Raw genomic sequence first — 18,250 nt, 5'->3', positions numbered from 1 at the left:
ATGGGCGAGTGCATTGCGGGAACGGGCTATCCTACCCGATCGCCATGCGACGGTCGCTCACGCGGGCGGCGATCTCCTCGTCGTGCGTGACCAGCATCAGCGCCGCGCCAGTGTCCGCACAGGCCTCGAGGATCAGCGCCAGGGTGTCTTGCTGGGTCACCGGGTCGAGCCGCGAGGTGGGTTCGTCGGCGAACAGGAAGGCGGGCGTCAGCAACAGTGCGCGCAGCAGCGCAAAGCGCTGGAGTTCGCCACCAGAGACCGCGCCAGGCCGGCGCGCGAGCAGGTTCGGCGCCAGCTTCAGCCGCTTGAGCAGCGGCGCGATGCGCGTCCGGTCGATCCGGTGCAGCGCGGCCAGATCCTCCAGCGCGCGGCCAATGCTGGCATGTGGGGCGAACGCGCCGGCAGGGTCCTGGTAAAGTTTCTGATAACGCACTTTTTCGATCCAATCCGGCCGATGCACTGTCCCGGCGTCCGGCGCGACCAGCCCCAGCAGCACGTTGCCGAGCGTGGACTTGCCGCTGCCGCTGGGCCCGGTCACCGCCAGCCGCTCCCCGGCGCGCAGGGTGACGTCGAGGGAACGGAACAAGCTGCGGTCGCCGAATTGCTTGCTCACGCCACACGCGCGCAGGATTTCATCGCCACCGGGCGACGGCGCGCGCACCGCCGGCCAGTTCGCCGGTTCGGCGGCCACCAGCGCGCGGGTATAGGCATGCGCGGGTGCGCCGAGGACCGCCGCGGCGTCGCCCCGTTCGACCAGCCTGCCGTCGAGCATGACCGCCACATCGCCCCCCAGCGCGCGGGCCACCGCGATGTCGTGGGTGATCGTCAGCAGCGCGCAGCCAACGCCCAGCGCCGCCTGCAGCCGGGCCACCAGTTCATCGCGCCAGACGCGGTCGAGGCCCTTGGTCGGCTCATCGACAATCAGCACCGGCGCACCGCCCGCCCGCGTGATGGCGAACGCCACCCGCTGCGCCATGCCGCCAGACAGCGTCGTCGGCCACGCCTGCGCCGCGTGCGCCATGCCCAGCCCGTGCAGGTCGTGCAAGGCGCGCTGCCACGCCTGCGCGTTGCCGAGCCCGGCCAGCGCATGCGTCTCCGCCAGTTGCCGGCCCACGCGCATGGTTGGATCGAGCGCGAACCACGGCTCCTGTGGCAGCAGCGCCAGTTGCCGGCCCCACATCGCCCGCCGCGTGGCGGGGTCGGCGGCATCGCAGCGGCGGCCATCGACGGTGAGGGTGCCGCCCGCGCGCAGGCCGTGCGGCAGCGTGCCCATCAGCGCATGCGCCAGCAGGCTCTTGCCGGAGCCGCTTTCGCCGAGCAGCGTCAGGGCGCGTCCTGCCTCCAGCGTGAACGACACCGGCGCAAGCAGCTGGCCATCGGCGCTGGCTACGTTCAGCGCATCCACGGCCAGCAGGGGATGGGTGTCGATGTGGGTCATGCGGCGGCCTCCGCCGGCTCGCCAGTCGATACCAGCACCAGCCCCAGGATGGCGAGGCCGAGCAGCAGGATCGGCCAGGCGATGATCCACGGCGCCTCCGCCGCGTAAGGGAGCAGCTCGGTCATCATCAGCCCCAGTTCCGCCGCCGGCGGCTGCGCGCCCAGGCCGACAAAGCCCATTGCCGCCAGCGCCAGCACCGCCGCGCCCGCGCCAAAACTCATCAGCGTGGCCAGCAGCGGCGCCAGTTCCGGCAGCAGATGCCGCCGCACGATATAGCCCGGGCCAAAGCCGAGCAGCCGCGCCGCTTCCACGTGATGGCTGGCCAGCACCACGCGCGCCGTGGCCCGCGTCACGCGGTAGTACTCGACCCACAGCACCAGCGACAGGCCCACATAGAGCGGCCAGTAGTCGCCCGGCGCAAACGCGCTCAGCAGCAGCACCAGCAACAGGCCCGGCAGGGCCAGCACCGCGTCTGCCACGGCGCCCGTCAGGCGCTCGGTCCAGCCGCCGCGCCACGCGGCCAGCAGGCCCAGCAGCGTGCCCGGCACGGCGGCGGAGGCCACGCTCAGCAGCGCCAGCCCGAGCGATAGCCGCGCCGCGCTGGCCAGCCGCGCCAGCATGCTGCGGCCCAGATGGTCGGTGCCGAGCGGCTCGGCCAGCTGCGGCGCCTGGAGAATGCCGTACAGGTTCTGCTCGAACGGCGCGCGCGGCGCCAGCCAGGGGCCGACGATGGCGAACAGCGCCAGCATCAGCAGCAGGGCGGCGCCGGCTTTGCGGCGGGGATGCCAGGTCATCGGCCCCTCCCGATGCGCACGCGCGGATCGATCCCCGCGCAGGCCAGATCCACCAGCGCATTGAGCGCCACGAACAGCAGCCCCATGACCAGCGCCGTGCCCTGGATCATCGGCACATCGCGCCCGAAGATCGCGTGCACCAGCGCATGGCCGATGCCGGGCCACGCGAACAGCGTCTCGATCACCACCACGCCCTCCACCAGAAAAACCAGTTGCACGCCGAGATAGGCCACCAGCGGCACGGCGGCGTTGCGCACGCCGTGGCGCAGCAGGGCGGCCCGGTCGGAGAGCCCCTTGGTGCGCGCAAACAGGAAATACGGAGACGCGGTCACCGTGACCATCGCATCGCGCGCCACGCGCATCGCCGTGGCGGAGAGGCCCAGCCCCAGCGTGAGCGCCGGGGCGATCAGCGAGCCGTGCGCCGCATCGCCGCCGGCCGGAATCAGGCCGAGTTGCACCGCCAGCACGGCCACCAGCACGATGCCGAGCACGAACGGCGGCAGCGCGCGCAGCAGCACGGACAGCCACAGCGTCAGCCGGTCCAGCCGGCCCCGGGGCCGCAGCCCCGCCGCGAAGCCGAGCGGCACGGCGATGGCGCAGGACACCGCCAGCGCCGCCAGCGCCAGGGCCAGCGTATGGCCCAGTTGATGGGCGATTTCGGCCGCCACCGGCGCGCCCGTGACCGCCGAGACGCCCAGGTCCAGCCGCAGCAGGTGCCCCCACCAAGCCACCAGGCTCTCGAACCACGGCAGGCCGAGCCCCAGCTCCGCGCGCACCGCCTCGGCGGCCTGGGCGGTGACCATGTCGTAGCCATAGCGGCCGGCGGCGATCCGGAAGGCCATGTCGCCGGGCAGCAGCCGCATCATCAGGAAGCTCACCGTGCCGACCAGCGCGGCCACCACGAGGGCCTGCACGCCGCGCTGGAGCACGATGCGGCCCAGCTGGCGTGCGGTGTCGCGGCGGGATGTGGGGAATGTGGAAGGAGGCGTGAGCGTGGGCTCGGCCACCGGGGCGGCGCCGGGCAGGGCGGCGCGGGTCAGGTTTTCCATTGCAGTTGCGTGAGCCGGTAGGAACGTTCGAAAGGATCGATGGACACCCCGGCCAACCGGGGGCTGGCCGCCAGCGTCTGGCGATACCAGACCACGGGGATCAGCGGCATCGCGTCGTGCAACGTGTCCGCCACCTGCCGGCGCAGCGCCTCGGCGCGCGGGCCTTCCGGCGTGGACGGCAACGCGGCCAGCGCCGCAGTCACCACCGGCGACGACCAGCGCATCGGCCCCCAATCCCCGCCCTGGCCCGCAAAGTCCTGCGCCACCGCGCCGAAGGCGTCCGGCACCACGCCAAAGTTGCGCGCCAGCAGGCCCACTTCGAGCGTGCCGTCGCGATGCCCGAACGGAATGTCGCTCGAATTGCCCACCGCCACGCGCACCGCCACGCCCACCTGCCGCCACTGCTCCTGGATGGCGGCGGCGATCACCGGCAGCTCGGGGCGGTCCGGGAAGGTGCGCAGCGTCAGCGCGAGCCGATCCGGGCCGCGCCGCAGCAGGCCGTCGGCGTCGGGCCGGAAGCCGGCCTCGGCCAGCAGGCCGCGCGCGGCGGCAGGGTCGTAGGCCAGCGCGGGCAGGCGCGGATCGTGCCAGCCGGGCAGCGCGGGCGGGAACAACTGGCCCGCCGCCAGTGAAGGGTCGCGCAGGATGGCGCTAGCCATGCCGCGCCGGTCCAGCGCCAGCGCCAGCGCGCGGCGCACCCGCGCATCGGCCAGCAGGGGATGGCTGGCATTGAGCTTCAGCAGCGTGGTCCGGGGAACGGTTACGGCGTGGACGGCGACGGCGCGGCCACGCTGGAGCCGCGCGATGCTGCCCGGATCGAGCCCATAGGCCAGATGGGCCTGCCCGGCCTCGGCCATCAGCGCGCGCATCTCGGCGCGGCCCACCGACAGATACGCGGCCCGCGTCACGGCTGGCCGGGCGCCGTGCCAGCCGTCGAAGGCTTCCACGGCGAAGTGCTGCGGCGGGGCCAGTTCGGTTACGCGGTACGGGCCCGATCCGATGATCGTGCGCACCGAGCCATCGGCGCCGAACGAGGCCGGCGCCAGCACCTGCGTGCTGCTATGGGAGAGCAGCGCCAGCAGGGGGGCGAAGGGGCGCGCGAGACGGATGCGGACCGCATCGGCCTCTGCATGGGCCTCTGCATCGATCCCCGCGATAGGCGCGGCACCCAGCACCCCGGCGGCGTGACGGTCGCGCCCGAGGGCGGCCACCACATCGGCAGCCGTCACCGGCGTGCCGTCATGGAAGCGCGCGCCCGGCCGCAGCGCGAAGCGCCATTGCAGGCCGTCTGGCGACATCTGCCAGCCAGCCGCCAGCCCCGCTACCGGCACGCCGGCCGCGTCGTAGTCGACCAGCGTCTCGGTGACCTGCATGCGCGAGAACAGATAGCCGTTGCGCAGCGGATCGAGGCTGGAAAGCTCCCACGGCCCGATCACGCGCAAGGTGGGCAGCGGCTGGGCGCACACGGCTTTCCCAGCGCCCACCGTCGACGCAATCGGCGCCGCCAACGCAGCCTTCAGCAGCCGCCTGCGCTTCCCAATGTTCGCCATGGCGGTCAGTAGCTGAGCCGCAGGCCCAGCCGCACCGTGCGGCCCGCGCCCGGCAGCACCCACACGCTGCTGTAGGAGCTGGCGTACCAGGTCTTGTCGAACAGGTTGTCCACGTTCAGCGTCACGCGCACGGTCTTGCTGTACTGCCAGTAGGCCAGCAGGTCCGCCAGCGTGTAGGCGGGCAGCGAGAAGCTGTTCTGCGCATCGCCCGACCGCTTGCCGACATAGCGCACCCCGCCGCCCACGCCGTAGCGCTGGCCGATGGGCGCGGCGTCCTCGTAGACCGCCATCAGGCTGCCGCTGGTACGCGGGATATTGAGCAGCGGCGTGCCGGCGGCCAGCGTGCTGTCCTCGGTGATCTCCGCGTCGGCATAGGCCAGGTTGCCGCTCAGGCGCCAGTGCTTGCCAAGCTGCCCGGCCACGTCGAGTTCCACGCCCCGGCTGCGCGCCTCGCCGGCAGCCACCGAGTAGGACGGATCGACCGGGTTCGCGGTCAGCACGTTGCGCTTGCGGATCTCGTACACGGCCAGCGTGCCGCCGACGCGGCGGTCATCGCTGTCCAGCTTCACGCCGGCTTCCACGGCGCGGCCGTGCTCGGGCGAGAACGCGTTGCCCGCCGCGTCGCTGCCGGCATTGGGCCGGAACGAACGGCTGGCGTTGGCGAACAGCGATACGTTGTGGCTGGCCAGATAGGTCAGCCCCACGCGCGGCGACACCGCCGTCTGGTGCTGGCTGGTCTCCGTGCCGCGCAGCCGGTTGTCGAGCGACTGGTTGAACGTATCGAAGCGCACGCCCGCCAGCAGCCGCCAGCGCTCGCCCAGCCGCAACTGGTCCTGCGCATAGAGGCCGAGGCTGGTCTGGCGCTCGTAGGTGTCGGTGTTGGGGGCCAGCGCGGGCGGCGTCTGGCCGTACACGGGCTGGTAGATGTCGATGGCGTAGGGCGCGGCGGCGCTGGGGTTGCGCCGCAGCTGCACCTGCGTATTGGCGAAGCGGTAGGTGTCGATGCCAACGATCACCTCGTGCCCGACTGGCCCGGTGGTGAACTTGCCGGTCACATCGGCCTGCAGCGACACATCGTCGGACTGATAGTCCCGATAGCGCCGCTGGCGCGTCAGCGTGCGGTTGTCCGCCTGCAGCGCGCTCGCCTCGGTCGAATAACCCTCCAGACTGCCGCCGCGATAGGCCACGGCCAGCCGGCCCTTCCAGTCGGGCGAGAACTGGTGCTCCACGCTCAACTGGTGCGACTGGCTGTCCAGCCGCATCGCGCCGTCATCGGGCTCGCCCAGGAAGCGCGAGCGCGGCACCGCGCCGAGCCGGCCCTGCACCGCCACCACGCCACGGTCCAGCGGCGTGTTGAAGCGCTGGAATTCGCCCGCGTACTGGACGATGGTGTCGGCGCCGAGCATCCACGTCAGGGACGGCGCCACCAGATAGCGCTGGCTGTCGATGAAATCCCGCGTGCTGCCCTGATGATCGGCCACGGCCACCAGCCGGCCTGCCAGCGTGTCGGTGAGCCGCCCGGTAACGTCGGCGGCGGCGCGGTAGCCGTCGCGGCTGCCCACCTCCAGGTCATAGGTCTGGCCGGGCTGGAAGCGCGGCTGCTTGGTGACGATGTTGAGGCTGCCGCCGGGCTCGCCACTGCCGTAGAGCGACGAGGTCGGGCCCTTCAGCACCTCCACGCGCTCGATGGTGGCGGCATCGCGCGGGGCGGTGAAGCCCCGGTTGGCCGTGAAACCGTTGACCAGATAGGCCGCGCCGGTGTTCTCGTTGCCGGAGAAGCCGCGGATCGCGTAGTTGTCCCAGAGCCCGCCGAAGCTGTTCTGGCGCGCCACGCCGCTCGCGTAGTCGAAGGTCTGGTCCAGCCGCGTGGCGCCGATGTCGTCCAGCAGCGCGCGCGGCAGCACCCGCACAGACTGCGGCACCTCGCGCAGCGGGGTTTCGGTCCGCGTGGCGCCGCTGGCCAGCGCCGGCGCGTAGGCGTCGTCCACCTGGCTGACCACGGACACCTCGGGCAGGAGCGGGGCGTCGTCAGCCTCGGCGGCGGATGCCATGGCGGTTGCCGTGGCGGTGGTCGTGACAAGCGCGGCGTAGCGCAGCCGGTGGCGGTGGGCGGAAAAATAGCGGGTTCGCATCGATGAAAACGGTTTGGCGGAGCGGGCGGGGCGACTTCCTTTTTGCAACAGGGTTGCATTATATGGAAATTTGCGACGGATACGCCACCATTTTTTCCGCGTATCGACATGCGAAACGTCCGCAACAAAACTATTGAAAAGGCGCCCGAAAAAATTGACTTCAGCCGCACGGGCCGGCGGCGTAGCCTGTGCGGATCCCTATCCCAAGCGCGCCCATGCCCGAGCTGGCCGACCTCGTCACGCCTCCGCCGCCCTCGTGGATGCCGCAGACCACGGGCTGGCTCGTGGTGGCGCTGGTCATCCTGGCCGGTCTTGCGTGGCTGGGCTGGCGCGCCGGGCGGCGCTGGTACGCCAACCGCCATCGGCGCGCGGCGCTGGCGGAGTTGTCGCGCTGGACGCCCCGGCTGGCTGGCGACGATCGCACCCGGGCCCAGGCCCTGCTGGCGCTGGCCGAACTGCTCAAGCGGGTGGCCCTGGCCGAATGGCCGCGCGAGGCTGTCGCGCCCTTGTCCGGCCCCGGCTGGCACCAGTTCCTCCACGCCCACGCGGGCACCGCCGCCGACGCCGTGCCCGGTCTCGCCGCGCTGGTCGATGACGCCGAGTACCGGGGCGCCGCCGTGCTGGCCGCATGGCCGCCGCAACAGGCCCATGCCACCGCCGATGCCTGCCGCCGGTGGATCGCGGCATATCGTCGGGAACTAACGCCCGCCCACCGATGATCGTCTTCGCCTATCCGTGGCTGTTCGCGCTGCTGCCCCTGCCGCTGCTGGTCTGGTGGCGTCTGCCGCCGTACCGGGAGCGCAGCGCCTCCGTGCGGCTGCCGTTCTTCGAGGAAGTGGCCGATGCCGTGGGCTTGAAGCCGGCCACCGGCGCCCACGTGCCGCGCCGCAACCTGGTCCAGCGCGTGCTGGCGCCGATTGCCTGGGCGCTGGTGGTGACGGCGCTGGCGCGGCCGCAGTTCCTGGAGCCCCCGATATATAAGAAGGAGCCCGTGCGCGACCTGCTGGTGGCGCTGGACCTCTCCCAGTCGATGGACACCCGCGACTTCCGCGACACCGCCGGCGCGCTGGACACCCGCGTGCACGCCGTGCGCCAGGTGGTGGGGGATTTCGTCGCCCACCGCCCCGGCGACCGCATCGGCCTGATCGTCTTCGGCGACGCCCCGTACCCGCTCGCCCCCTTCACGCTCGACCACGCACTGGTACGGACGCTGATTGCGGACATGGTGCCCGGCATGGCCGGCGCCAGCACGGCGCTGGGCGATGCCATCGGCCTCGGCATCAAGCTGTTCGACCACAGCCACGCCGCCGAGAAGGTGATGATCGTGCTGACCGATGGCAACGACACCGCCAGCCGCATGCCGCCGGCGCAGGCCGCCGAGATTGCGCGCACGCGCGGGGTGGTGGTGCATACGGTCGGCATCGGCGACCCGGCGGCCACGGGCGAGGCCAAGGTCGATCTGGACATGCTCAAGCGCATCGCCAGCAGCACCGGCGGGCGCTATTTCTTTGGCGCGGACCAGAACGCGCTGGCGGCGATCTACGCCACGCTGGACCGCGTCACCCCGCATCAGGAAAAGACCCTGAGCTGGCGCCCGCGCCGCGAGCTGTTCATGTGGCCGCTTGGCGTGGCGGTGCTGATTGTGCTGGGCTACCAGCTGGCGATGGCCGCCTACGCGCGCTGGACCTTGCGCGGCGCCCGGCAGCCCACCCCACGCACCACCCGGCAGGAGCCCGCCGCATGAGCGCCCTGTTCGCCACGCTCGCCCAGTTCCACTTCCTGCGCCCGTGGTGGCTGCTGGTGCTGCTGGCCGCCGTGTGGCTGCCGTGGGCGGTGGGGCGGCAGGGCGATGTGCGCCGGCGCTGGCGCGGCACCATCGCCCCGCATCTGCTCGATGCCCTGGTAGTGGGCGAGAAGCGCCGCCGCGCGCTGCGCCCCGTGCATGGGATTGCCGCGCTGCTGGCGCTGGGCGCCATCGCGCTGGCCGGCCCCACCTGGGAGCGCGAGCGCCCGCCGTTCCTCGCCGACAAGGCGCCGCTGGCCATCGCCATCGATCTCGGCACGACCATGGATGCCATCGACGTCAGCCCCACCCGCCTGGAGCGCGCCAAGCTCAAGGTCAAGGCGCTGCTCGCCCACCGCGACGGCGGCCGCACGGCGCTGTACGCCTACGCCGGCTCCACGCACATGGTCCTGCCGCTGACGGATGACGCGGACTTGCTGCAGACCTTCGTCGATGCGCTGCAGACCCGCATCATGCCGGTGCCGGGCAAGGACACCGCACATGCCGTGCGCACCATCGACACGGCGCTCGCCAAGGAGCCGGTGCCCGGCACGATCCTGCTCCTCACCGATGGCGTGGAAACCGGCGCCGCCAAAGCCATCCAGGCGCAACGCGGCAGCCGGCGCACGCAGGTGGTGGTGCTCGCCATCGGCACGGCGGAGGGCGGGCCGCTGCGCGCGGGCGACGGCACCGCGCCCGGGCTCGATGCCGATGGCCTGCACGCCTTGCGGGACAGCGGCATCCCGGTGGCCACGCTGACCACCGACAGCGACGCCGACGTGGCCTGGGTGCAACGCCACGTGCAATCGCATGTGGAGCAGACCCACGCCAGCGACACGCAGCGCTGGCGCGACGCCGGCTGGCCGCTGACCATCCCCATCGCGCTGCTGGCCGTGCTGTGGTTCCGCAAGGGCTGGTCGGTGCGATGGACTGCCGGACTGGCCGTGGCGATGGCGCTCGGCTTGCCGCCTGGCCCCGTGCAGGCACAGGCCGCGGAGAAACCCTGGGACTGGGCCGACCTCTGGCTCACCCCCGACCAGCAAGGCCGGCGCGCCTTCGAACGTGGCGATTACGCCACCGCCGCGCAGCACTTCACCGATCCGATGTGGCGCGGCGTGGCCTACTACCGCAACGGCCAGTACGCGGAGGCCGCGCGGGCCTTCGGGCAGGTCAACACCACGGACGGCCAGTTCAACCTCGGCAACGCGCTGGCCCGTCAGGAGAAATACAAGGAGGCGTCGGCGCGCTATCGGCTGGTGCTGCAACAGCGGCCGGGCTGGCAGCCGGCGCAAAAAAACCTCGCGCTGATGACGCAGATGCTGGCGCGCAAGCCGCCCCCGCAGAGCGACGAGGAGGCGCCCGACATCCCGCCGGACAAGATCGTGGACGACCCCAGCAAGCCCCCGCCGCCGCCCGGCGACCAGACCCAGCAGATGGGCCGCGTGCAGCAGAACGCCGAGATGTGGATGCGCGCGATCCAGACCTCGCCCACGGAGCTGCTGGCGCGCAAGTTCGCGCTGCAGCAGGGCAAGCCATGAGCGCGCACGGGATGCGTCACGCGCTGGCCACGGTCCTGCTGTGCGCGGCCATGCTCGCGCACGCGGCCGGGCCCAGCGTGCGGGTCAGGGTGGTCGGGCCGCAGCCGGTAGTGGCGGGCCAGTCGGTGCAGGTGGAAGTCACCGTGCTCGCGCCGAATTTCTTCCTCTCGGCGCCGGCCTTCCCGGTGCTGCAGATCCCGGGCGCCGTGGTCACCATGCCGGACGACCGTGGCATCAACTCCACCGAGACCATCGACGGCGCCAGCTTCGCAGGCATCCGCAAGACCTACGTGGTCACGCCGCAGGGCGCGGGGGACTTCACGCTGCCGCCTACCGAGTTCCGCTTCACCCATGCCGGGGACGATGGCAAGCCGCAGACGGCCACCGTCACGCTGCCGCCCGCCACGATCCACGCCACCGGGCAGGCCGCCCAGACCGCGCAGGCCGGGAATGCCGGGCAGGGCACGGAAGGCTCGATAGCGCTGCCGGCCGGGGCGCTCCAGGTGACCCAGCAGTTCGACAAGCCCATAGACGGTGACAGCAAGCTGCGCGCCGGCGACGCGCTGGTGCGCACCATCACCATCGTCGCGCCGGGCACGCCGGCGATGATGATCGCCCCGCCGGCCCCGCCCGCCCTGCAGCCGCCGCGCGGCGTGCGCCAGTTCCGCGCCGACCCGGTCCTGCAGGACGATGCATCGGGCGGGCGCCGCACCGAGACCATCACCTATGTATTCGAGGACAGCGGCCGCCACACCCTGCCGGCGGTGCCGGTGAGCTGGTACGACGCCGCCACGGGCCGGCGCGCCACCTCGACGGCCCCGGCGGTGACCGTGAACGTGGCGCGGGCGGCGCCCGGGCTGGGGCTGTCGCCCTCGGGCGGGTTGGCGTGGCGCCCGCCGGCATGGCTGGACGAGATCGACTGGCGCGTGACCGGCGCCATCGTCCTCGCGGCGGTGGTGCTGGGCTACGGGCTCTGGCGATGGCGGCGCGGGCACGGTGCCGCCCGTGCCGCATGGCGTGCCCGCTGGCACCGCACCATGGAGACGTGCCACAACCTCTGGCACCGGTCCGGCCTGCCGCCGCTGAATCCCGGCCCCGGTGCCGTGCGCGGCATCCCCCGGGACTAGATCTGTTTCTAAATCATTCAGATCGCACAAAAAAAGTTTGCATTCCTTTCGCCGCAAGGAGTCGCCAAACTTCTCAGTGTTCACTGAAGTGCACTGGACGAGGGGTGGCATGTCACAGCGGCAGCGGGGGAAAGCGGAAGCGAAAGCGAAAGCGGAAGCGAAGGCGGCCGGGAGCGCAACGTGGCGCGGCCGCCTCTGGCTGGTGGCACTGGCCGGCGCGATGGCGCTGGCTGGCGCGGGCGGCTCGTACTGGTATGCCTCGCGCACCGGCCCAGGTCAGGGCATTGGGGCCGGCGCATCGGCGGTCAAGCCGGGCGATGGCATCAGCGGTCCGCTCGGCATGGCGCATGTGCCCGGCGGCGAATTCCTGATGGGCAGCGACCACAAGCTCGCCCAGCCCAATGAGCGTCCGGCCCACAAGGTGCGCGTGCAGGGCTTCTGGATGGACCAGCACCACGTCACCAATGCCGAATTCCGCAAGTTCGTCAGCGCCACGGGCTACCTGACCACGGCCGAACGCGCGCCCGACTGGGAGACCATGAAGGTACAGCTCCCGCCCGGCACGCCGCGCCCGCCCGATAGCGCGATGGTGGCCGGCGCGATGGTCTTCGTCGCCACCAACGGCCCGGTGCCGCTGCGCGAGAACTGGCGCTGGTGGCGCTTCGTGCCCGGCGCGGACTGGCGCCATCCCACCGGCCCCGGCAGCAGCATCGAGGGCAAGGACGATCATCCCGTGGTGCAGGTGTCCTACGAGGACGCCGAGGCCTATGCCAAATGGGCTGGCAAGCGCCTGCCGACCGAGGCCGAATGGGAATTCGCGGCGCGCGGCGGGCTGGAGCAGGCCACCTACGCCTGGGGCGACCAGTTCGCGCCGGATGGCCGCCAGATGGCCAACGTCTGGCAGGGCCAGCAGGTGCAGCCGTTCCCGGTGGTCAGCGCCAAGGCGGGCGGGGCGGCGGGCACCAGCCCCGTGCGCACGTTCCCGGCCAACGGCTACGGGCTCTATGACATGACCGGCAACGCGTGGCAGTGGGTAGCCGACTGGTACCGCGCCGACCAGTTCCGCCGCGAGGCCGCCGAGATGAAGACCGTGGTGCTCAACCCGGCGGGCCCCCGTGACTCCTGGGACCCGAGCGAGCCCGGCGTGCCCGTGAAGGCGCCCCGGCGCGTCACGCGCGGCGGCTCCTTCCTCTGCAACGAGGATTTCTGCCTGAGCTACCGCCCCAGCGCGCGGCGCGGCACGGACCCGTACACCAGCATGTCACACCTCGGCTTCCGGCTCGTGATGGATGACAGCCGATGGACGGCCCTGCGCAAGCAGCCCGCTACGGCCATGCAGCCCCCGCCCCAGGGCAGCCCCCACGCCCTGTCCGCCCAGCTTTCCTCAACCGGAGTCAATCGATGAATGCGAAAGGACTTCACTCGCAGCGGGCCACGGCACGCCGCTGGCAACTCGCGGCCACGGCCGTTGTCGCGGCGCTCGCGCTAGCGGGCTGCAAGCGGGCCGACGAGAACAAGCCCGCAGAAACGCAGGCGCCGGCCGCCCAGGCTCCGGCACCGGCACCGGCTGCGCCGCCGCCCGTGACAGCGACGGCCCCGACCAGCCCGAGCACCCCGACCACCCCCGTGCCGGACGCCTCCGCGCCCGCGCAGGGCGCCTCGCCGGTGGCCGCCGCCCCGGCCGGCGCACGCGGCGGCAAGCCCAACATCGTCGTGATATTTGGTGACGACGTGGGCCTAGGCAACGTCAGCGCGTTCAGCCACGGCGTGGTCGGCTACAAGACGCCGAACATCGACCGCATCGCCAAGGAAGGGATGATGCTGACGGACTACTACGCCGAGAACAGCTGCACGGCGGGCCGGTCCACCTTCATCACCGGGCAGACCGTGTTCCGCACCGGCCTCTCCAAGGTGGGCCTGCCCGGCGCGCCGGTGGGCCTGCAGGACCGCGACATCACCATCGCCCAGGCCCTCAAGCCGCTGGGCTACAACACGGCCCAGTTCGGCAAGAACCACCTGGGCGACCAGGACCGCTTCCTGCCCACCAAGCACGGTTTCGACGAGTTCTTCGGCAACCTGTACCACCTGAACGCCGAGGAGGAACCCGAGCGCGCGTACTGGCCCAAGGACAACCCCGACTTTCTCAAGTACTACAACCCGCGCGGCGTGATCCACAGCACGGCGGACGGCAAGATCGAGGACACCGGGCCGCTGAACCGCAAGCGCATGGAAACCATCGACGACGAAACCACCGGCGCGGCGATCCAGTACATCCAGAAGCAGGCGCAGGGCGACAAGCCGTTCTTCCTGTGGATGAACTTCACGCGCATGCACCTGTTCACGCACGTGCGCCCCGAATACCGTGGCAAGGCCGGGCTGGGCCAGGGCCACGAGTACGCGGACGGCATGTGGGAGATGGACCAGAACGTGGGCAAGCTGCTCAAGTCGATCGATGACGCCGGCATCACCAATAACACCATCGTCATCTACACCACGGACAACGGGCCGAACTTCTTCACCTGGCCGGACGCCGCCAACACGCCGTTCCGCAGCGAGAAGGACTCCAACTGGGAAGGCGCGTTCCGCGTGCCGGCGATGATCCGCTGGCCGGGGAAAATCCAGCCTGGCACGGTTTCCAACGGGCTGATGTCCGGGCTCGACTGGTTCCCCACGCTGCTGGCGGCCGCCGGTGACGGCGATGTCAAGGACCGCCTGGTCAAGGGCACCACGCTGGGCGGCAAGAGCGCCAAGGTGCACCTGGACGGCTACAACCAGTTGCCGATGCTGACCGGCCAGACCGATAAGAGCGCGCGCAACGAGTTCTTCTACTTCAACGACGACGCCGAACTCGTGGCCATGCGCTACGACGTGCTCACGCAGGGCGCCACCCAGCCCACGGCGTGGAAGGTGGTGTTCTGCGAGCAGCGGGCGCGGGGCGGTTTCGAGGTCTGGAAGGAGCCCTTCACCTGTCTGCGGGCGCCTAAATACTTCAACCTGCGCATGGACCCCTACGAGCGCGCCGACACCGGGCCCACCAACCTTTACCACCAGCTCGAAACCGAGAACCCGTACCTGTTCATCGAGGGTAACCGGCGGGCCATCCAGTTCCTGCAGACCTTTGTCGACTATCCGCCCAGCCAGCTTCCGGCCAGCTTCACGATTGACCAGGCCGAAGCGAACGTGAAGCGCAAGGTGGCCGAGCAGATGGCCAAGGCGCAGTCGGCCCAACCGCAGAAGAAGTGACGGCGGCGGACCGGAAGCTGGAACCCGCCATGGGCGCGCGCCGGCGCCGCACCGCCGCCCAGGCTGCGGTGCGGGCCGGTGCAGCCTGGCGGCTGCCCGCCGCGCTGCTGGTGCTGTCCGGCGCGGCCGGGCTGGTCTATCAGGTCCTGTGGGTCAAGCAGCTCTCGCTGGTGCTCGGCGTGGACGTGCAGGCCGTCACCGTCGGCGTCAGCGCGTTCTTCGCCGGGCTGGCGCTGGGGGGCTGGGCGATCGGTCGATGGGCAGACCGATTGGCAGACCGCGCTGCCTCGCCCTGGCGGCTTTATCTTTGGCTGGAATGCGGGATTGCTGCGCTGGCGCTGGGCGCCACCGTGGCGCTGGCCCATGCGGCGGCGCCGTTCGCGTGGCTGGAAACCCGCGCCGGGATCGTGGCCTGGGCCTTGCCCGTGCTGCTGGTGGCCCTCCCGGCCGTGGCCATGGGCGGCACCATGCCCGTGCTGCTGCGCGCGATCCGTCCCACTGAAGAACTTGGTGAACTTGGCGGACATGGAGAGCTTGGCGCCCACGGCGGGCGGCTCTATGCCGCCAATACCGCCGGGGCGATTGCCGGCACGCTGCTGGCGGCGTTCGTCGCCATGCCGCTGTTTGGCGTGTTTGGCAGCGCCTGCGCGGCGGCGGGGCTGAACCTGCTGGCCGGTGCCGGGGCGCTCTGGCAGAGCCGGCGGGTGCCCATGGCCGCTCCGGCGGCTGCCTCCCTTGCACCATCCACCGCGTCAACCCCGGGCGCCGCGCAGCGCCGGCTGGCGCTGGCGCTCTACGCCGTGGCGGGCGGCATCGCCCTTGGCTATGAAGTGGTCTGGTCGCAGGCTATCGTCCAGTTCCTGAGCACGCGCGCGTTTGCGTTCGCCGTGGTGCTGGCCACCTATCTGGCCGGCCTCGCGCTCGGTAGCGCGCTGGTGGCGCGGCGCGTGGACCGGTCGCGCGACCCATGGAGCGCCTTCGCGCTGCTGGTGGTCGGGGCGGGGCTGGTGGCGCTGGTCGAATTCGCGTGGCTCGGGGAATGGCTGCCGGCCCTGCAATCCGCCGCCCATGCACGCGTGCTGGAGGGCACGGGCAACCTGCTCGCCGCGTCCAGCGCACGCTTCGCCGTGGCGGCGCTGTGCATCGTCTTCGTGCCCACCGTGCTGCTGGGCGCGGCATTTCCGTACGCGGTGCGGCTGTCGGTCGATCCGGCGCGGGTCGGGTCGGGGTTGGGCGCCGTGCTGGCGCTCAACACGCTGGGCGGCATCGCCGGATCGGTGCTGGCGGGCGCGGTGCTGGTGCCGTGGATTGGCGTGGTGCACACGCTGGGCGTGCTCGCCGCCGCCAGTGCGCTGGTGGCTGTGCTGGCGATGGCCTTCGGCGATGGCGTCACGCGCCGTGCCCGCGTGGCCATTCCGCTGCTGGCCGTGGTCACGCTGATGGTGGCCGTGGCCACGCCCGCAGATCGTCTGGCCCGCCTGCTGGCACAGGCGCGCGGCGGCGAACTGGTGTTCTACGAGGAAAGCCGGGGCGCCACGGTGGCTGTGGTGGAACAGTCCAAGGGCACCCAGAGCTTCCGCCGGCTTTATATCCAAGGGGTGTCGAACTCCGGCGATACCATGACGTCGCTGCGCTACATGCGCCTGCAGGCGCTGTTGCCACTGATCGTCCACAACGGCACGCCGCGCTCGGCGCTGGTGATCGGGCTCGGCACCGGCATCACGGCCGGCGCGCTGCTCCAGTACCCGGGCCTCGAACACCGCGTGGTGGCGGAACTGCTGCCCGCCGTGGTGCGCGCCGCGCCAAGCTTCCAGGGCAATTTCGACGCCAGCCACGACAAGCGCATCGACATCCGCCTGCGCGACGGCCGCCGCGAACTGCTCCAGGGCGCGCAGCGCTACGACCTCGTCACGCTGGAGCCGCCGCCGCCGTCCGCCAGCGGCGTGGTCAACCTCTATTCGCGCGAGTTCTACCAGCTGGCCGCCAGCCGCCTCCAGCCGGGCGGCATCGTCGCCCAGTGGCTGCCGCTGCCGACCCAGAACCGCGACGACACCCGCTCGCTGGTGCGCAGCTTCCTCGACGTATTTCCGCATGCCTCGCTCTGGACCACCGAGCTCCACGAAATGCTGCTGGTCGGCTCGGCGGAACCGCTGGCGCTCGATGCACCGACCATCGCCGCGCGCTTCCGGCAGCCCGAGGTCGCCAGCGCGCTGCGCGCCGTGGGCGTGGCATCTCCGGCAGCACTGCTGGCCACCTACATCACCGACCGCGATGGCCTGGACTGGTTTGCCGGCGATGCCCCCGCCGTGACCGACGACCGCCCCCGCATCGAATACGCGGGCTGGGTGCGCCAGAAGGCGTTCGTGCCGGTGCTGCGCGAGCTACTGGCGCTGCAATCGGACCCGCCGCTCACCGGCGCCGACGATAGTCTGCAACAAGCCATCCGCCGGGAGCGTGACAACCTCCAGACCTTCTACGCCGCCGGCCTCGACGCCTACGAGGGCAACCGGCAAGCCTGGAGCCACCACATCACGGAGGCGATCCGGGCCGACCCCGACAATCCCTACTACCGCTGGTTCACCGGAGGCGGCCGATGAGCGCCCGCGACGACATCCTCACGCTCCAGGCCCGCATGGGCGAGTCTATCGTCGGGCAGGCGCGCATGATCGAACGGCTGCTGCTCGGCCTGCTGGCCGATGGCCACCTGCTGGTGGAGGGCCTGCCGGGGCTGGCGAAGACCCGGGCGATCAAGAGCCTGGCGCGCCATCTGGACGCGCGGCTCTCGCGCATCCAGTTCACGCCGGACCTGCTGCCGGCCGACATCACCGGCTCGGATATCTATGTGACGGACGCCGGCCGGGGCGATTTCCGCTTCCAGGCCGGGCCGATCTTCGCCAACCTGATCCTTGCCGACGAGGTCAACCGCTCGCCGGCCAAGGTGCAGGCCGCACTGCTCGAAGCCATGGAGGAGCGGCAGGTCACCGTGGGCGGCCAGACCCACAAGCTTGAACCGCTGTTCCTGGTCATGGCGACGCAGAACCCGATCGAGCAGGAGGGCACCTATCCGCTGCCCGAGGCGCAGATGGATCGCTTCCTGATGCATGTGAACGTGGGCTACCCCGAGGCCAGCGCGGAGGCCGAGATCATCCGGCTGGCGCGCACCGAGGAAGCGCCGCCGCAGCAGGCGGCACCAGCCGCCGGGGGCGGCGCGGCGCAGCGGCTCTCGCCGGAGTCCGTGTTCGCGGCGCGGGCGGCCATCCACGGGATTGCCGTCAGTGAGCCGGTGGAGCGCTATATCGTCGCGCTGGTGCAGGCCACGCGCGACCCGGGCCGGTTCGACGATGACCTCAAGCGCTGGATCCAGGTGGGCGTGAGCCCGCGCGGGTCCATCGGGCTGGACAAGGTGGCGCGCGCCATCGCCTGGCTGCGCGGGCGGGACCATGTGACCCCGGACGATGTGCAGGCCGTGGTGCACGACGTGTTCCGCCATCGGCTGATCCTGTCCTACGAGGCCCACGCCGCGTCCGTCAGCACCGATGCGGTGATTGACCGCCTGCTGCAACGCGTGGCCGTGGCCTGACATCCTCTCCACTACG

The 18,250-nt window shown here is 71.4% G+C and carries 13 protein-coding genes; 8 read left to right on the top strand and 5 right to left on the bottom strand.

Annotated elements, in window-relative coordinates; translation table 11 throughout:
• Positions 1–31: 31 nt before the first annotated feature.
• From AB4120_RS17110 to AB4120_RS17090, 5 genes are read right to left on the bottom strand one after another with little or no spacing between them, the layout of a single operon-like run.
• On the bottom strand, positions 32–1,438 hold the full coding sequence (locus AB4120_RS17110; protein WP_441642617.1) for an ABC transporter ATP-binding protein: 1,407 nt from the start codon (positions 1,436–1,438) through the stop codon (positions 32–34).
• Positions 1,435–2,232 (bottom strand): ABC transporter permease, encoded by a 798-nt coding sequence (locus AB4120_RS17105; protein ID WP_149137838.1) that lies wholly within the window; start codon positions 2,230–2,232, stop codon positions 1,435–1,437. Before AB4120_RS17105 ends, AB4120_RS17110 begins: the two co-directional genes overlap by 4 nt.
• Positions 2,229–3,281 carry an ABC transporter permease gene (locus AB4120_RS17100; protein ID WP_262389831.1) on the bottom strand — a complete coding sequence of 351 codons (1,053 nt, stop codon included), beginning with the start codon at positions 3,279–3,281 and terminating at the stop codon, positions 2,229–2,231. The genes AB4120_RS17105 and AB4120_RS17100 overlap by 4 nt, the downstream gene beginning before the upstream one ends.
• Positions 3,269–4,831 carry an ABC transporter substrate-binding protein gene (locus AB4120_RS17095; RefSeq protein WP_441642616.1) on the bottom strand — a complete coding sequence of 521 codons (1,563 nt, stop codon included), beginning with the start codon at positions 4,829–4,831 and terminating at the stop codon, positions 3,269–3,271. Before AB4120_RS17095 ends, AB4120_RS17100 begins: the two co-directional genes overlap by 13 nt.
• A gap of 5 nt (positions 4,832–4,836) precedes the next feature.
• Positions 4,837–6,963 carry a TonB-dependent siderophore receptor gene (locus AB4120_RS17090; protein WP_441642615.1) on the bottom strand — a complete coding sequence of 709 codons (2,127 nt, stop codon included), beginning with the start codon at positions 6,961–6,963 and terminating at the stop codon, positions 4,837–4,839.
• 215 nt (positions 6,964–7,178) lie between these two features.
• Here AB4120_RS17090 and AB4120_RS17085 point away from each other — a divergent pair, with 215 nt between their 5' ends.
• The 8 genes from AB4120_RS17085 (at position 7,179) to AB4120_RS17050 (ending at position 18,234) form a co-directional block, all read left to right on the top strand.
• Positions 7,179–7,682: a DUF4381 domain-containing protein gene (locus AB4120_RS17085; protein ID WP_149137835.1), complete on the top strand. Its 504-nt coding sequence runs from the start codon at positions 7,179–7,181 to the stop codon at positions 7,680–7,682.
• Positions 7,679–8,707 (top strand): vWA domain-containing protein, encoded by a 1,029-nt coding sequence (locus tag AB4120_RS17080; RefSeq protein WP_441642614.1) that lies wholly within the window; start codon positions 7,679–7,681, stop codon positions 8,705–8,707. The genes AB4120_RS17085 and AB4120_RS17080 overlap by 4 nt, the downstream gene beginning before the upstream one ends.
• The gene (locus AB4120_RS17075; protein ID WP_149137833.1) at positions 8,704–10,284 is read left to right on the top strand and encodes a vWA domain-containing protein; all 1,581 of its coding nucleotides are present in this window, start codon (positions 8,704–8,706) and stop codon (positions 10,282–10,284) included. Before AB4120_RS17080 ends, AB4120_RS17075 begins: the two co-directional genes overlap by 4 nt.
• A complete protein-coding gene (locus AB4120_RS17070; RefSeq protein WP_441642613.1) occupies positions 10,281–11,411 on the top strand; it encodes a BatD family protein in 1,131 nt (376 codons plus the stop codon). Before AB4120_RS17075 ends, AB4120_RS17070 begins: the two co-directional genes overlap by 4 nt.
• Positions 11,412–11,520: 109 nt before the next feature.
• The gene (locus AB4120_RS17065; protein WP_149137831.1) at positions 11,521–12,816 is read left to right on the top strand and encodes a formylglycine-generating enzyme family protein; all 1,296 of its coding nucleotides are present in this window, start codon (positions 11,521–11,523) and stop codon (positions 12,814–12,816) included.
• On the top strand, positions 12,813–14,654 hold the full coding sequence (locus tag AB4120_RS17060) for an arylsulfatase (protein ID WP_441642612.1): 1,842 nt from the start codon (positions 12,813–12,815) through the stop codon (positions 14,652–14,654). Before AB4120_RS17065 ends, AB4120_RS17060 begins: the two co-directional genes overlap by 4 nt.
• Before the next feature lie 29 nt (positions 14,655–14,683).
• Positions 14,684–17,251 (top strand): fused MFS/spermidine synthase, encoded by a 2,568-nt coding sequence (locus AB4120_RS17055; protein ID WP_441642611.1) that lies wholly within the window; start codon positions 14,684–14,686, stop codon positions 17,249–17,251.
• Positions 17,248–18,234 (top strand): AAA family ATPase, encoded by a 987-nt coding sequence (locus AB4120_RS17050; RefSeq protein WP_441642610.1) that lies wholly within the window; start codon positions 17,248–17,250, stop codon positions 18,232–18,234. Before AB4120_RS17055 ends, AB4120_RS17050 begins: the two co-directional genes overlap by 4 nt.
• The last annotated feature ends 16 nt before the right edge of the window (positions 18,235–18,250 follow it).

This window comes from Cupriavidus sp. 2KB_3 (genome assembly GCF_052115685.1).
In the GTDB taxonomy this organism is placed as follows: Bacteria; Pseudomonadota; Gammaproteobacteria; order Burkholderiales; family Burkholderiaceae; genus Cupriavidus; species Cupriavidus campinensis.
This window is presented reverse-complemented; position numbering and strand designations above follow the sequence as displayed.